Below are 14,330 nucleotides of genomic sequence, written 5' to 3'. Positions count from 1 at the left end.
GGTCGGCGAGGAGTGGAAGCACGCCTGGCTTCGGCTCGCACCGCTTCTACGCCGTATAGTCACCCGCATGGGTGCATACGGGGAGGAAAACGCCGCCGATCCCGGGCTCACCAGCGGTGCCCTTGCCCGCAGGCTGGGCGTGTCGCCGACCACCCTGCGTTCCTGGGACCGCCGCTACGGCATCGGGCCCGCCGTCCGCGCCGACGGCCGGCACCGGCGCTGGACCCCAGGGGACGTGACGGTGGTCGAGGCGATGTGCCGGCTCACCTCGGCGGGGGTGCCACCGGCGGAGGCGGCCCGCGCGGCGAAGGAAGGAGCCGGAGCCCGGCGCGCGGAGGAAGGCCCCGAAGGTTCCCGAACAGGGGACGGGGAACGGCCCCGGCCGCCGCGCGCCCCCGGCCCGCCCGCACCGGGGGACCTCCGCGGGGAGTGCCGGGGCCTCGCCCGCGCCGCCGTACGCCTCGACGCCCCGGCGGTGGAGGACCGGTTGGCCGGAGCCGTCGAGCGATACGGACTCACGGTCGCCTGGCAGGAGGTGATGGTGCCGACCCTGCACGCGGTGGGCCGCAAGTGGGCCTCCTCGGGGGACCGCTACGTCGAGGTCGAGCATCTGCTGTCCTGGCACGTCTCCACCACCCTCCGCCGCGGCACCCGGCCGCCCGCGTCCCGCCACGACAGCACCGCGCCCGGACCGGTCGTGCTCGCCTGTGTGCCCGGCGAGCAGCACACCCTTCCGCTGGAGGCCCTCAATGCGGCCCTCGGCGAACTCGGCCTGCCCACCAGGATGTTCGGCGCGGCGGTCCCCGCCGAGGCGCTCAGCGCGGCGGTCGACCGGCTCGGCCCGGCGGCGGTCGTCCTGTGGGCGCAGGACCGCTCCACGGCGAGCCTGCCCCTCGCCCGCCACCTCGCCGCCGTCAGCTGGGGCGTGAAGGGCGCCCGCCGGCAGCCGCTCGTGGTGCTCGGCGGCCCCGGCTGGCTCGGGCATACCGTGCCCGGGACCGCCCGGCCGTCCTCGCTGGGCGACGCGGTGGAGATGCTCTCGGGACCGCACGGACGCGCGGAACGGTCGGACCCGCAGTCCTCGGACACCGGCCGGGCCGATGCGGAACCTCAGGACGCGCGCCCCCGCAGGAACCGCTCCCGGCCCTCCGCCAGCTCCACGATCGGCTCCGGATAGTCCAGCGCGGCACGGTCCAGCCCGGACAGCTTCCACGGCTCGTGCACCGCCGGCCCCGCGACGTCCGCCAACTCCGGCACCCAGCGCCGTACGTACTCACCCTCCGGGTCGTACCGCTTCGCCTGGGTGACCGGGTTGAGCACCCGGTTGGGGCGGGTGTCGGTGCCGGTCCCCGCCACCCACTGCCAGTTGAGCTGGTTGTTGGCCACGTCGCCGTCGACGAGGAGATCCAGGAAGTGCCGGGCGCCCACGCGCCAGTCGACGTACAGCGTCTTGGTCAGGAAGCTCGCCGTCAGCAGACGGCCGCGGTTGTGCATCCAGCCCTCGTGGCGCAGCTGGCGCATCGCCGCGTCGACCACCGGATAGCCGGTGCGGCCCTCCCGCCACGCCTCGACCTCGTCCGGGGCGGAGCGCCAACGGTCGTGCCTGGCCCGGTAGTCCACGGACGCGGCCGCCGGCCGCACCGCCAGCAGCTGCCGGTTGAAGTCCCGCCACGCGAGCTGCCGCACGAACGCCTCGGCGCCCGGGCCGCCCGCGCGGCGCGCCAGGTGGACCAGCTCGACGGGGGAGAGGGTGCCGAAGTGTAGATGCGGCGAGAGCCGGGAGGTCGCGTCGCCCGCCAGATCGTCGTGCCGGTCCTCGTACTCCTCGATGCCGGACCGCAGCCAGGCGGTGAGCCGTGCGCGGCCCTCCGTCTCGCCGCCGGCCGCCAACTCCGGGGAGAGGCCGGACAGCTCCGCCCGAGAGGGCGGCTCCTCCGAACCGATCCCGTCCGGCACCCGTACCGCCCGCGGCGCGGCCAGCGCGTTCCGCAGCCGCTGCCGGGACCAGTGGCCGAAGTACGGCGTGAACACCGAGAAGTGGTCCGACGAGGCCGGTGTCACCGCGCCGGGATCCACGGCGGTCGTCACCGTCTCGTGCACGTGCAGCCGTACGCCCTCGGCCTCCAGGGCGCGCCGCAGCCGCGCCTCGCGCCGCTGGGCGTACGCGCCGGCGTCGGCCGCCAGATGCACCTCGTCGGCGTCGGCCTCGGCGGCCACCTTGCACACCTCCTCCACGACGTCGCCGGAACGCACCACCAGTCGGCCGCCCCGCTCACGCAGCCCCGCGTCGAGGTCGCGCAGGCAGTCGGCGAGGAACGCGAGCCGGTTGGGCACCGCGAACCCGGCCGCGGCCACGGCCCGGTCGCGCACGAACAGCGGGACCACCTGCCGTGATCCGTCGAGCGCCGCGCGTAGCGGTGGATGGTCGTGCAGCCGTAGATCGGAGGTGAACAGGACGACCGAGACGTTCATGGACGGACTCCGGGGAAGGGGAGACGGATCAGGTGCTCATGCACATCACTTCCTCCGGCGGGGCGCTCCCGGATGCGCCCGGGGAACATCGCCGCGCGTTCGGGTGATCGGTACGGCGACTACGCTGACCGCCTGGCCACAGTGAACGGTCCCGCTCGGCAGTCGGGGGCGACGGGGGCGGCGCCTTCGGGGCGCCGGAGAGATCAACCGGATGGTGCACGCCTTTGCGGGCGACCACCGGCTGCACGCGACGGGGCGTTCCACCGAGGTCGTCACCGCGCAGCGGGCACCCCCCGCCCTCACAGGACAGGTCCCGCGGGGCCCGCCGCGAGCCAGGCGGACCTGGCTGGCGCCTTCGCCGGCATCGACGGCCCGCTCCTCACCGTGGCGCTCCTCACCGTGCTGGTGATCCTGCTGCGCCCAGCGCCCTCGCCCGCCGGACGAACGCCTCGTGCAGATCCCGGGCCGCCCGCGGTACGGAGTCCGCCCTGCGGCGCTGGAGCATCAGCAGGACCCGTGTGGTGTCGTCGGCGATCGGCCGGTGGACGAGAGCTCCGCGCCGCTCCAGGGGGTCACCGACGACGCTGAAGTCCGGGAGGACCGTCGCGCCCAGCCCCTCCGCGACCATCAGCTTGCCCATCTCGGCGCCGTCGGTGGAGTACGCGAAGGCGGGGGCGCGGCCGTCGAGGAGCCGGTGGACGTAGCGGTGCATGACATAACCGGAGCGCATACCGATCAGCGGCACGGCGAGCAGGTCGTCCACCGACACCGCGTCCCGGGCCGCCAGCGGGCTGTCCGGGCGGACGACCACCACCGGCCGGCCCCGCAGCAGCTCGGTGGCCTCGAACGCGGCCGGTACGTCGTCACCGTCGAGGTGATTGACGAGCCCGAGGTCGAACGAACCCTCCAGCAGCGCCCGTTGGATGTCGGTCTGCTGGGCGCCGACCACCTCGACCTGGGTGAGCGGGTGGTCGGCACGGAAGTCACGGATCACCGGGATCAGCAGCGGCACGGTCGCCGCGTTGACCGTGCCCAGGCGGACCATCCGGCTGATGCGGTGCTGCTCACCCGCCGCGGCCCGCAGCCGGTCCACCGCGTCCAGCACCCCGATGATGTGCGGCAGCAGCTCCCGTCCCGAGGCGCTCATCGTCGCGCCGGACCGCTTGCGCTCCAGCAGATCGACGCCCAGCTCGCGTTCGAGATTCCGTACGGTCTCGCTCAACGCGGGCTGGGAGAGCCGTAGTTCGTCGGCGGCCCGGCGCAGCGAACCGAGCCTGGTCACCGCCGTGATGTATTCCAGCTGTTCCGTTCGCACGGCAGCAGAATGCGTGCCGATTTCCGGCCCGTTCAAGGGTTTCCCTGTCACACCTTCGTGAAATTCAATGGTCCGGGATACGAGACCGGTCGGGTTCTCCTTGACGGCCGTCGACGGCGGCTGCCACGATCGACGGCATGAAGAAGCGACTGGACCTCACGCGGCGACGCCATGTCGACCTCGCACGCGTCTCCAGCGCCTCCTGTCGCGCCGCGGCCTGATCCCCCTCCGTGATCCGCCGCGCTTTTCTGCTTTCCCGGCCTTCCGCCTGAATTCACCGTGCCCGCGTCCGGCGTGCGCCTGCTGAATTCGGCATGCCCGAAAACATTCCGCAACAGGAGTTCCGCATGTCTGCCGCGCCCCTGAAATTCGCCTATTGGGTCCCCAACGTCAGCGGGGGACTCGTCACCAGCACGATCGAACAACGCACCGACTGGGGGTATGAGTACAACCGCGAACTCGCCGTCCTCGCCGAGAACAACGGCTTCGAGTACGCCCTCAGCCAGGTCCGGTACATGGCCAGCTACGGCGCCGAGTACCAGCACGAATCCACCTCCTTCAGCCTCGCCCTGCTGCTCGCCACCGAGCGGCTGAAGGTCATCGCCGCCGTCCACCCCGGACTGTGGCACCCCGGCGTCCTCGCCAAGTTCGGCGCCACCGCCGACCACCTGTCGAACGGCCGTTTCGCCGTCAACGTCGTATCCGGCTGGTTCAAGGGCGAGTTCACCGCCCTCGGCGAGCCCTGGCTGGAGCACGACGAACGGTACCGCCGCTCCGAGGAATTCATCCGCGCCCTGCGGCAGATCTGGACCGAGGACCACACCGAACTCGCCGGTGACTTCTACCGGTTGCGCGACTTCACCCTCAAGCCCAAGCCCCTCAACACCGCCGAACGCCCCCACCCGGAGATCTTCCAGGGCGGCAACTCCACCGCCGCCCGCGCCATGGCCGGCCGGGTCTCCGACTGGTATTTCTCCAACGGCAAGGACTTCGACGGAGTCACCGAACAGCTCACCGACGTCCGCAAGGCCGCCGCCGAAGTGGGCCGCGCCGCACCGAGGTTCGGCCTCAACGCCTTCCTCATCGCCCGCGACACCGAGGCCGAGGCCCGCGACACCCTGCGGGAGATCGTCGCGCACGCGGACCGGGAGGCCGTCGAGGGTTTCGGCGCCGCCGTCAAACAGGCCGGGCAGTCGGCCGCAGACGGCAAGGGCATGTGGCAGGACTCCTCGTTCGAGGACCTCGTCCAGTACAACGACGGCTTCCGTACGGGGTTGATCGGCACCCCCGAGCAGATCGCCGAGCGGATCGTCGCCTACAAGCGGCTCGGCGTCGACCTCTTCCTCCTCGGCTTCCTGCACTACCACGAGGAGGTCGAGTACTTCGGCCGGCGGGTGCTGCCGCTGGTGCGTGAACGGGAGGCCCAGCTCCCCGAGTCCGTCCCCGCCCAGGTCTGAGGAGGCCATCGAGATGAGCACCGCCACCCCCACCGACTGGAAGACCGGACCCGCCCCGAAGACCGCACGGGAGTGGATCACCCGCGCCGGGGAGGTCGCCGCCGTCCTCGCCACCGACGCCGCCGAGCGAGAGCGCGCCGGGGCCACCCCGTACGACGAGGTCCGCCTCCTCAAGGACTCCGGCCTCGTCACCCTGCTCGGCCCCACCGAGCACGGCGGCGGAGGCCAGGACTGGCCCACCGCCTACCGTGTCGTCCGCGAGGTCGCCAAGGCCGACGGCTCCATCGGCCAGCTCCTCGGCTACCACTACCTCTGGAACTGGGCCGCCCGGCTGGTCGGCACCCGCGAACAGTGGGAGCACGTCGAGGCCGAGGCCGCCCGGAACCGCTGGTTCTTCGGCGGCGCCGTCAACCCGCGCGACAAGGACGTGGTGGTCACCGAGGACGGCGACGACCTGGTCTTCACCGGCCGCAAGTCCTTCTCCACCGGCAGCAAGGTCTCCGACGTCACCGTCCTCGAAGGCGTCCTGGAGGGCACCGACGACCACGTCTTCGCGATCGTCCCCTCCGACAGCGAGGGACTGACCTTCCACGACGACTGGGACAACATCGGCCAGCGGCTCACCGAGAGCGGCGGTGTCACCCTCGACGGGGTCCGCACCCCGTGGTCCTCCGCCGCCGGCTATGTCGACAAGGAGTTCCGGCCCCGCACGTACAACACCCTCAACGTGCCCACCATCCAGCTCGTCTTCGTCAACTTCTACCTCGGCATCGCCGCCGGTGCGCTGGAGACGGCGGCGACGTACACCCGTACCAAGTCCCGGGCCTGGCTGCACGGCGGGCACGAGCGTGCGGTCGACGAGCCCTACGTCATCGACGTCTACGGCGATCTGACCGCCAAGCTGTGGGCGGTCGAGGCCCTCGCCGACACCGTCGCCGCCGAGGGGCAGCGGCTGCACGACGACCCCGACGCCGTCACCGAGCGGACCCGCGGCGACTTCGAGGTCAGGGTGGCCGCCGTCAAGGCCCGCGCCACCGATGTGGCCCTGGAGGTCGCGACGCGTGTCTTCGAGGTGACCGGCGCCCGCTCTACCGCCACCTCCGAAGGCCTCGACCGTTTCTGGCGCGACATCCGCACCCACACCCTGCACGACCCCGTCGCCTACAAGCGCCGCGAGGTCGGCCGCTGGGTCCTCGAAGGCGAACTGCCCGAACCCACCTGGTACTCCTGACCACTCCCTTCCGGGGTGCCCGTCCGCACGGGCACCCCGCGTTCCCCGAAAGAGGACCCATGGCCACCGTTCTGTCCGTCTCCGGCAGCCCTTCCGTCTCCTCCCGCACCGCGAAGCTCGTACGCCACCTCGACGCCCGGCTGATCGCCCAGGGCCACGAGGTCGTGCCCCTCGACATCCGCACCATCCCCGCCGAGGCCCTCCTCGGCGCGGACTTCAAGCACCCGGCCATCGTCGAGGCCACCGAACTCTTCGCACGGGCCGACGGCGTCGTGATCGGCACCCCCGTCTACAAGGCCGCGTACTCCGGGGTCCTCAAAGCCCTGCTCGACCTGCTCCCGCAGTACGCCCTCACCGACAAGACGGTGCTGCCGCTGGCCACCGGCGGCACCACCGCCCATGTCCTCGCCCTCGACTACGCCCTGCGGCCGGTCCTCAGCTCCATGGGCGCCCGGCACATCGTCCCCGGCTGGTTCACCCTCGACAAGGACATCACCGTGGGGGAGGACGGCAAGGTCACCATCGCCCCGGCCACCGCCGAGGCCCTCGGCCAGGTCGTCGACCAGTTCCTGACCGCGCTCGGCCCGGCCCCGGTCCTGGCCGCCGCGAGCTGACCCATGACCGACACCGCCGCCGCCCCCACCGACGCCCCGACCGGCCCTCCGGCCGCGAAGGTCATCGCCGACGCCACCGAGGCCCTGGCCGTCGCGGCCGCGCTCGCCGAGGAGTTCCGGGCCGGGGCCTCGGAGCGGGACGCCGAACGGCGCCTGCCGCGCGCCGAGTTGGACCGGCTCTCCGCCTCCGGGCTGCTGGCCGTCACCGTGCCCGCCGCGTACGGGGGAGCGGACGTGAGCCAGGAGACCCTGGCGGAGATCTTCCGGCTGCTCGCCTCAGCGGACGCGAGCCTCGCCCAGATCCCGCAGAGCCACTTCGCCTACGTCAATGTGCTGCGCCGTCAGGGGACCGCGCGACAGCGCGAGTTCTTCTTCGGCGAGCTCCTCGCCGGGCGCCGCTTCGGCAACGCCCAGTCCGAGGCGGGCACCCGGCACGTCCAGGACATCCGCACCCGGCTGGTACCCCGGCCGGACGGCTCCTATCTCCTCGACGGGGTCAAGCACTACGCGACGGGCGCCCTGTTCGCCGACTGGATCCCGGTCCTGGCCCGCGCCGAGGGGGACGCGTTGCACGTCGCCTACGTGCCCCGGGACGCCCCGGGTGTCACGGTGATCGACGACTGGGACGGCCTCGGCCAGCGTACGACCGCCAGCGGCACCGTCCGCCTGGAGCGCGTCCAGGTGCCGGGCGACCGGGTGCTGCCGCACCACCTCACCTTCGAAGGGCCCCAACTGCACGGCGCCGCCGCCCAGTTGCTGCACGCCGCCATCGACGTCGGCATCGCCGGGGGAGCCCTCGTCGAGGCGGCCGAGTTCGTGCGCACGAAGAGCAGGCCGTGGTTCGAGAGCGGCGTGGAGACCGCGGCCGAGGATCCGCTGCTCATCCAGCGGTTCGGTGAACTCGCCCTCCAGGTACGGGCGTCGGAGGCGCTGGTGCGGGAGGCCGCGCGGGCCGTGGACTCCGCGCACGGCGCCCTGACGGACGACTCGGCGGCCGAGGCGTCCATCGCGGTGGCCGCCGCCAAGGTGCAGGCGGCCCAGGCCGCCCTGGAGGTGGCGAGCGCCCTGTTCGAGGTGTCCGGCACCCGGGCGGCACTCAACTCACTGAATCTGCACCGGCATTGGCGGGACGCCCGCACCCACACCCTGCACGATCCGACCCGCTGGAAGCTGCAGCACATCGGCCGGTACACGCTGAACGGCACCCGGCCGCCCCGCCATGGCCTCCTCTAGCGCCGCGCCTGCCGCGGTACTGGCACCCCCTCAGACAGGAGACCCCGTGTCCCTCACCTTCCACTGGTTCCTGCCCACCAACGGCGACAGCCGGCATGTCGTCGGCGGCGGTCACGGCACCCCCGCCACCGAGTCGGGGCGCGACCGGCCGCCGACGGTCGCCTATCTGAGCCAGATCGCCCGCGCCGCCGAGGACCTCGGCTTCGTCGGCGCGCTGACCCCCACCGGTGCCTGGTGCGAGGACGCCTGGCTCACCACCGCGATGGTGAGCCAGAACACCGAACGCCTGAAGTTCCTGGTCGCGTTCCGCCCCGGCTTCGTCTCGCCCACGCTCGCCGCGCAGATGGCCTCCACCTTCCAGCGGCAGACCGGCGGACGGCTCCTCCTCAACGTCGTCACCGGCGGCGAGAGCCACGAACAGCGGGCCTACGGCGACTTCCTCGACAAGGACGACCGGTATCGCCGTACCGGTGAGTTCCTGGAGGTCGTACGCGGGCTGTGGGAGGGCAAGACCGTCGACCTGAGCGGTGAGCACCTCCGGGTCGAGGACGCGCGGCTGGCCCGGCTGCCGGACCCGGTGCCCGAGGTGTACTTCGGCGGCTCCTCCCCGATCGCTGGAGAGATCGCCGCCCGGCATGTCGACGTCTACCTCACCTGGGGCGAGCCGCCGGCCGTGGTCGCCGAGAAGATCGCCTGGATCAGGGGGCTGGCGGCGAAGGAGGGCCGCACCCTCCGCTTCGGCATCCGACTGCACGTCATCACCCGCGACACCGCCGAGCAGGCGTGGGCGGAGGCGAACCGGCTGCTCGACGGCTTCGATCCGGAGACCGTGCGGTCCGTGCAGGCCGGACTCGCCCGCAGTGAGTCCGAGGGCCAGCGACGCATGCTCGCCCTGCACGGCGGCAGCCGCGACGGCCTGGAGATCCACCCCAACCTCTGGGCCGGCATCGGCCTGGTGCGCGGCGGGGCGGGCACCGCCCTGGTCGGCAGTCACGACGAGGTCGCCGAGCTGATCAAGGAGTACCACGCCCTCGGCATCGACGAGTTCGTCCTCTCCGGCTACCCCCACCTGGAGGAGGCGTACTGGTTCGGCGAGGGCGTCCTGCCCCGGCTCGCCGCCCAGGGCCTGTGGCGTCACCCCTTCGCCGCGCCGGCCGCGCCCACGGCACTGGTGCCGTTCGCGAGCTGACGCGGCGCCGGCCGCGCCGGTTCAGTACGCGGCCGACAGTGCGGCGAGGTGGGCGCGGCGGACCTCGGGGGTCTGGCCCTGTACCAGGAGGAACATCGCCTCACGGGCCAGGCGTTGGGCGCGGTTGTCCAGATCGATGGCGCGTCCGCCGCCGGCGACGACCGCGGCGGTCGTCGCCGTGCGCATCAGATCGAACGCCTTCGTCTTGAGGGCCAGCCGCTCCTCCATGTGCTCGTGCGGCGCCGGATGGTCGGCGAGGGCGTATGCCTGCCGCCGCACCTTGTCGAGGCGCAGCCGGAGCGCCTTGGTCGTGGGGTCGTCCTGGTCCAGCAGACCGAGGGCCGACTCGGCGACCCCGAACACCGCCGGCGAGGCGTTCGTGGGCTTGGGGCGGTCGCTCGCGGCCCACGACTCGTACGGCGCGTGCAGGGCCACGGCGTCGTCGGGGACCCACAGCCCGTCGAGCTGGAGCGAGACCGTACGGGCGGCCGTGAGCGCCGCGAGCCGCATGGGCGCCGAAGCCCGCAGCCCGGACTGCTGACGGGCCTCGGTGAACGCGAACACGACCTCGTCCGCGTCCGTGACCCCGGCCAGCAGCATCACATCGTTGAGCCCCCACCCGGTGTACCAGGGGACCGTGCCGTGGAACCGCCAGCCGCCCCGCCGGGGCACGGCCCGGACCGGGACCCGCGGGTACCGCCGCAGATGCGCGTACGCCACGCCGGACAGCAGCTCGCCGGTGGCCAGCTTCCCCAACAGGCGCTCCCGGGCCGGGAGTTCGCTCTTCGCCAGGGTCAGGACGGGGGTGTGGTGCTGGGTCTGCACGAACCAGGTGGAGCAGCACGCCCCCGCCAGGATCTCGGCGATCTCCCGCGCCACCGAGTTGGGCGCCCCCGCACCGCCGTACGCCACCGGCGCGCTCACCCCGAGCAGCCCGGACCGTTTGATCGCCTGGATGCTGCTCGCGGGCACCCCCTCCTGGTCGACGCGCTCCGCCTGGGGCGTGAGGACCTCGGCGGCGAGTCCGCGCGCCTGGACGACGAGAGGGTGCGGTGACGTGGTCATGGGGTGATTCTCCCCCGGCCCGGGTCCCAAAGATCACATCTTCGGGACCGGAAGATCACATGCTCGTCGACCGCCTCGCACGGCGTGTGACCTGCGCCACGTCGGCCCGTTGTCAGGTTGCCGGTCGCCACCGGTCAGGCCGCTGCGCTTGCATGTGATCGTCGGGGCCGCGCCCCGGCGGGCTCCATGAGCGACGGTTCGCTCCACCCCCCACCGGGCCGCTCGGCCCCGTAAGGAGAGAGACCATGAAAGACCGGGCCAAGGTCGAGGACCTCCTCGTCACGTCGGACCTCCAGGTGCAGACCTCGGCGGTCGCGTGGCGGCACGTCGAGGCCGAGTACGTCGACGTGGTCGAGGACATCCTGGCCACACTGGCGCCGAGCGGACCCTACGCGTACACGGTCGTCCCCACCCTCGAGGAGGGCAAGGAGATCCCGACGCAGCGGATCGTCGACACGTACGAGGCCATCGAGAGCAGCTATCGCAACATGCACCGGTTCGCCGCCGTCGTCGGCATCCGGCCCGTGGCCGAGATCAACGCCTCCTGGTACACCTTCGTCAGCGGCTCGGGTCGCGGACGGGACAAGAACACCGGTGCCGAGAGCGAGCGGCCCATCATCGTGCTGTTCCCGACGATGGGTTCCGAGGGCATCACCGGTGAGCTGTTCTGGGGCCGTACGCAGCGGGAGTCGCTGCCGGGTGACCCGGCCGACGGGGCACTGGCCGGCCGGTTCGCCGTGGCGCGGGTGCACGACGCACTCCTCGACGCCTACCGCAAGGGCGATGTGGACGCCATCGTGGAGCGGGCCCACCCCGAGGTCCAGACGGGCGTCCGGGACTACGCGGCGGGTGTCGGCACCCTGGTCGAACTGCACACCAAGGACGAACTGAGGTCCCACCTCCAGGAGTTCTACGCCCACTACGAGGTCCGGGACATCGAGGTCGTCCAGCAGCACTTCGACGACTGGTTCTTCTTCCACGAGCTGCGCTGGACGGTCGAGGCCCGCCGGGGGCCCGAGGCGGGCGCCGTCCTTCGTCACCACACCGCCGAGTACGCCGAGGTGTCCGGCACCGGGCTGATCGTGGCGCACATCGGCCACGGCACGGACCAGCTGAAGCTCGGCTGAGCCGGGGTGCGACCTCCGCAAAGTATTGCTTGACTTAGGCAAACATCTGCTACGGTGGTCGCATGTCCACACCACGCCCCGTCGAAGCGGCGTCCCTGGGGGATGTGACCGAGATCGAGCGGCTGCTCACCCGCGTCACGTATCTGGCCGGGCGGGCCCGCCGCCACGAACGTCTGATGTCCGACAGCGGAGTGTCGCTGGACCGCGCCTCCGTGTCGATCCTGCGGCACATCGCCGAGAGCGAGCCGCTGCGCCCGGGCGTGCTCGCCGTCCGGCTGTCCGTGGAGGCGTCCCATGTCACCCGGCAGCTACGGCAGTTGGAGAGCGACGGCTATGTGGTCCGGGTGCCCGACCCGGAGGACCGCCGGGCGCAGCGGGTCCAGATCACCGAGGCCGGGCTCGCGGCCTTCGGCCGCGTCAGGGAGGCCAGCCGCCGGGGCATCGGTGAGGTCCTCGGCGACTGGTCCGCCGAGGACCTCCGGCAACTCGCCGCGCTCTTCCACCGGTTGGCCGACGACTTCGTCGAGCACGCCGAGACGGTCGTCGAGCCACGGCCCGCCGGCTGACCGCGCACGACCCGAGCCACCACGCGAGCCCTCCTCGAACGGTCTGGTCATGCGCACACAACTCACCGGGAAAACGCTGCCGCGACGAGACGACGCACAGCATGTCCTGCTGGTCGCCGACGACCCCGGCGTCACCGAACTCCTCACCACGACCATGGAGTTGGCCGGATACCGCGTCGCCGCGGCGGGCACCGGCGCCGAAGGGACGACACGGATCGCCCAGGGCGGGTACGACCTCGTCGTCTGGGACGCCGCGCTGCCGGACCCGGAGCGCCACGGACGGGGTCGCCGCGGGACGCCGGCGGGCCGGCCCCCGCTGCTCTTCCTGGCCGCCTGCGACACCCTGCACGACCTGGTGCCCGGCCTGCGGCCCGGCGCCGAGGACTACGTCGTCAAGCCCGTCCGTGTCGCCGAAGTCCTGCACCGCGCACGGTCGTTGCTACGCGGGCGGGGTGGCCCGGGGTGGGCCGGGGGAGTGCCCTGCTACGGCGACCTGGTCCTGGACGACGCCGCGTGCGAGGCGTGGCGCGGATCCCGGCCGCTCGGCCTCACCCCCGCCGAGTACCGGCTGCTGTGCCATCTGCTGGCGAACGCGGAGCACGTGCTGTCCAAGGAGCAGATCGGTCGGCATGTCTGGGGCGAGTACCGCGCCCACGGCGCGATCGAGAAGCTTGTGGCAAGGCTCCGGCGGAAGATCGACCAGGAGAAGCCCGCGCTGATCCACACCCGGCGCGGCTTCGGATACTGGCTCGGCTGCCCCGACGGCAGCCGTCCGTGACCGGCCGGGCGAGTGCCGATGTCCGCCGTCGGTGAGGGCCAGAGATCGCTCGTGGGGCGACCACCGGAGGCCTGACCTGCCGTCATGGGAGTTGACTGGTCTACACCCTTGACTGGTACAGACCAACGCGGTTGAGTGTGCCCCACACCCCCCACCACGGCCGCCCCCACGCCGTGGCCGGCCCCGCCGGCACGTGCGCGCGAGGTACCTCCCCGTCATGCCCTCGGGCCCCGCCCGGGTGCGGCCGTGCTCCACGAAGGAGTTGGTCACGTGTCGAGGCGTCGCATATCCGCCCTGCTGACCGCGCTGGTCATCGGCGGTTCCACCCCCCTGCTGCTGCCCGCCCAGAGCGCGTCCGCCGCCCCTTGTTCGAGCTACCCGAGCTGGGTGGCCGGCCGGTCCTACGCCGCCGGCGACATCGTGCGCTACACCGACGGCAGGGCGTACATCGCCGAGCACGCCAACCCGGGGTACGACCCGACCATCAGCACCTGGTACTGGGAGCCGTACGCCTGCGAGAACGGTCCCACCAACCCCTCCGGGTTCGTGGTGAGCGAGGCGCAGTTCAACCAGATGTTCCCGAACCGGAACTCGTTCTACACGTACAGCGGACTGCGGGCGGCGATGAGCGCCTTCCCGGCCTTCGCCACCACCGGCAGCGACACCGTCAAGAAGCAGGAGGCGGCGGCGTTCCTCGCCAACGTCAATCACGAGACCGGCGGTCTCGTCCACATCGTCGAGCAGAACACCGCCAACTACCCCACCTACTGCGACTGGGGGCGGCCCTACGGCTGCCCGGCCGGACAGGCGGCCTACTACGGGCGCGGCCCCATCCAGCTCAGCTGGAACTTCAACTACAAGGCGGCGGGTGACGCACTCGGCCTGAACCTCCTGGGCAACCCCTGGCTCGTCCAGAACGACGCGGCCGTCGCCTGGAAGACCGCCCTGTGGTACTGGAACACCCAGACCGGCCCCGGCACCATGACCGGCCACAACGCCATGGTGAACGGCGCCGGCTTCGGGCACACCATCCGCAGCATCAACGGCTCGCTGGAGTGCGACGGCAAGAACCCCGCGCAGGTGCAGAGCCGGGTCAGCGCGTACCAGCGGTTCGTCCAGATCCTCGGCACGTCCGCGGGCGGCAACCTGTACTGCTGACGACGCCGCGGCGGGGCGGTGCCACTCTGCGAACGCCTCCACCAGGCGGGGCGTCCCGCGAACGCTCCACCAAGGCGGGGCGTCCCGGCAAAGGGGCACCAACGGGTTCATATAGGCTGCCGGTT

The 14,330-nt window shown here is 72.2% G+C and carries 14 protein-coding genes; 11 read left to right on the top strand and 3 right to left on the bottom strand.

The genetic code is table 11. The features are described from left to right. Nucleotides 1–67: 67 nt before the first annotated feature. A complete protein-coding gene (locus PUR53_RS14805) occupies nucleotides 68–1,177 on the top strand; it encodes a MerR family transcriptional regulator (RefSeq protein ID WP_329900946.1) in 1,110 nt (369 codons plus the stop codon). Here the strand turns inward: PUR53_RS14805 and PUR53_RS14800 are convergent. Both PUR53_RS14800 and PUR53_RS14795 read right to left on the bottom strand, forming a co-directional pair. Beyond that, nucleotides 1,111–2,472, bottom strand: coding sequence for a cryptochrome/photolyase family protein (locus tag PUR53_RS14800; RefSeq protein WP_329908529.1), 1,362 nt, complete (start codon nucleotides 2,470–2,472; stop codon nucleotides 1,111–1,113). The two genes, PUR53_RS14805 and PUR53_RS14800, sit on opposite strands and share 67 nt — an antisense overlap. Nucleotides 2,473–2,866: 394 nt before the next feature. Further along, nucleotides 2,867–3,787, bottom strand: a complete 921-nt coding sequence (locus PUR53_RS14795; protein WP_329900944.1) for a LysR family transcriptional regulator — start codon at nucleotides 3,785–3,787, stop codon at nucleotides 2,867–2,869. Between the two features lie 137 nt (nucleotides 3,788–3,924). On the opposite strand from PUR53_RS14795, the gene PUR53_RS48165 reads away from it, so the two are divergent. The 6 genes from PUR53_RS48165 to PUR53_RS14770 all read left to right on the top strand — a co-directional run bounded on the left by PUR53_RS48165 (nucleotide 3,925) and on the right by PUR53_RS14770 (nucleotide 9,511). Further along, nucleotides 3,925–4,008: a putative leader peptide gene (locus tag PUR53_RS48165; protein WP_385168806.1), complete on the top strand. Its 84-nt coding sequence runs from the start codon at nucleotides 3,925–3,927 to the stop codon at nucleotides 4,006–4,008. Between the two features lie 126 nt (nucleotides 4,009–4,134). Further along, nucleotides 4,135–5,244 (top strand): dimethylsulfone monooxygenase SfnG, encoded by a 1,110-nt coding sequence (sfnG, locus tag PUR53_RS14790; protein WP_329908528.1) that lies wholly within the window; start codon nucleotides 4,135–4,137, stop codon nucleotides 5,242–5,244. Between the two features lie 13 nt (nucleotides 5,245–5,257). Beyond that, nucleotides 5,258–6,475 (top strand): acyl-CoA dehydrogenase family protein, encoded by a 1,218-nt coding sequence (locus PUR53_RS14785; protein WP_329908527.1) that lies wholly within the window; start codon nucleotides 5,258–5,260, stop codon nucleotides 6,473–6,475. 59 nt (nucleotides 6,476–6,534) lie between these two features. Further along, a complete protein-coding gene (gene ssuE, locus PUR53_RS14780) occupies nucleotides 6,535–7,089 on the top strand; it encodes an NADPH-dependent FMN reductase (protein WP_329900941.1) in 555 nt (184 codons plus the stop codon). Between the two features lie 3 nt (nucleotides 7,090–7,092). After that, on the top strand, nucleotides 7,093–8,322 hold the full coding sequence (locus PUR53_RS14775) for an SfnB family sulfur acquisition oxidoreductase (protein ID WP_329908526.1): 1,230 nt from the start codon (nucleotides 7,093–7,095) through the stop codon (nucleotides 8,320–8,322). Between the two features lie 46 nt (nucleotides 8,323–8,368). After that, complete coding sequence (locus PUR53_RS14770) at nucleotides 8,369–9,511, top strand: LLM class flavin-dependent oxidoreductase (protein ID WP_329908525.1); 1,143 nt, start codon at nucleotides 8,369–8,371, stop codon at nucleotides 9,509–9,511. 21 nt (nucleotides 9,512–9,532) lie between these two features. On the opposite strand, the gene PUR53_RS14765 is transcribed toward PUR53_RS14770, so the two are convergent. Beyond that, on the bottom strand, nucleotides 9,533–10,576 hold the full coding sequence (locus PUR53_RS14765) for an acyl-CoA dehydrogenase family protein (RefSeq protein WP_329900938.1): 1,044 nt from the start codon (nucleotides 10,574–10,576) through the stop codon (nucleotides 9,533–9,535). 245 nt (nucleotides 10,577–10,821) lie between these two features. On the opposite strand from PUR53_RS14765, the gene PUR53_RS14760 reads away from it, so the two are divergent. From PUR53_RS14760 to PUR53_RS14745, 4 genes are all read left to right on the top strand, one after another. After that, nucleotides 10,822–11,703 carry a hypothetical protein gene (locus PUR53_RS14760; RefSeq protein WP_329908524.1) on the top strand — a complete coding sequence of 294 codons (882 nt, stop codon included), beginning with the start codon at nucleotides 10,822–10,824 and terminating at the stop codon, nucleotides 11,701–11,703. Nucleotides 11,704–11,765: 62 nt separating this feature from the next. Beyond that, a complete protein-coding gene (locus PUR53_RS14755) occupies nucleotides 11,766–12,269 on the top strand; it encodes a MarR family winged helix-turn-helix transcriptional regulator (RefSeq protein ID WP_329900936.1) in 504 nt (167 codons plus the stop codon). A gap of 49 nt (nucleotides 12,270–12,318) precedes the next feature. Continuing rightward, nucleotides 12,319–13,047 carry a response regulator transcription factor gene (locus PUR53_RS14750; protein ID WP_329908523.1) on the top strand — a complete coding sequence of 243 codons (729 nt, stop codon included), beginning with the start codon at nucleotides 12,319–12,321 and terminating at the stop codon, nucleotides 13,045–13,047. A 270-nt stretch (nucleotides 13,048–13,317) separates the two neighbouring features. Next, nucleotides 13,318–14,205, top strand: coding sequence for a glycoside hydrolase family 19 protein (locus PUR53_RS14745; protein ID WP_329900934.1), 888 nt, complete (start codon nucleotides 13,318–13,320; stop codon nucleotides 14,203–14,205). Nucleotides 14,206–14,330 lie beyond the last annotated feature (125 nt).

This window comes from Streptomyces sp. SP18BB07, assembly GCF_036322545.1.
Lineage (GTDB): Bacteria > Actinomycetota > Actinomycetes > Streptomycetales > Streptomycetaceae > Streptomyces > Streptomyces deccanensis.
Note: the sequence above shows the minus strand (reverse complement) of the source record. Positions and strands in the feature narration are given on the sequence as shown.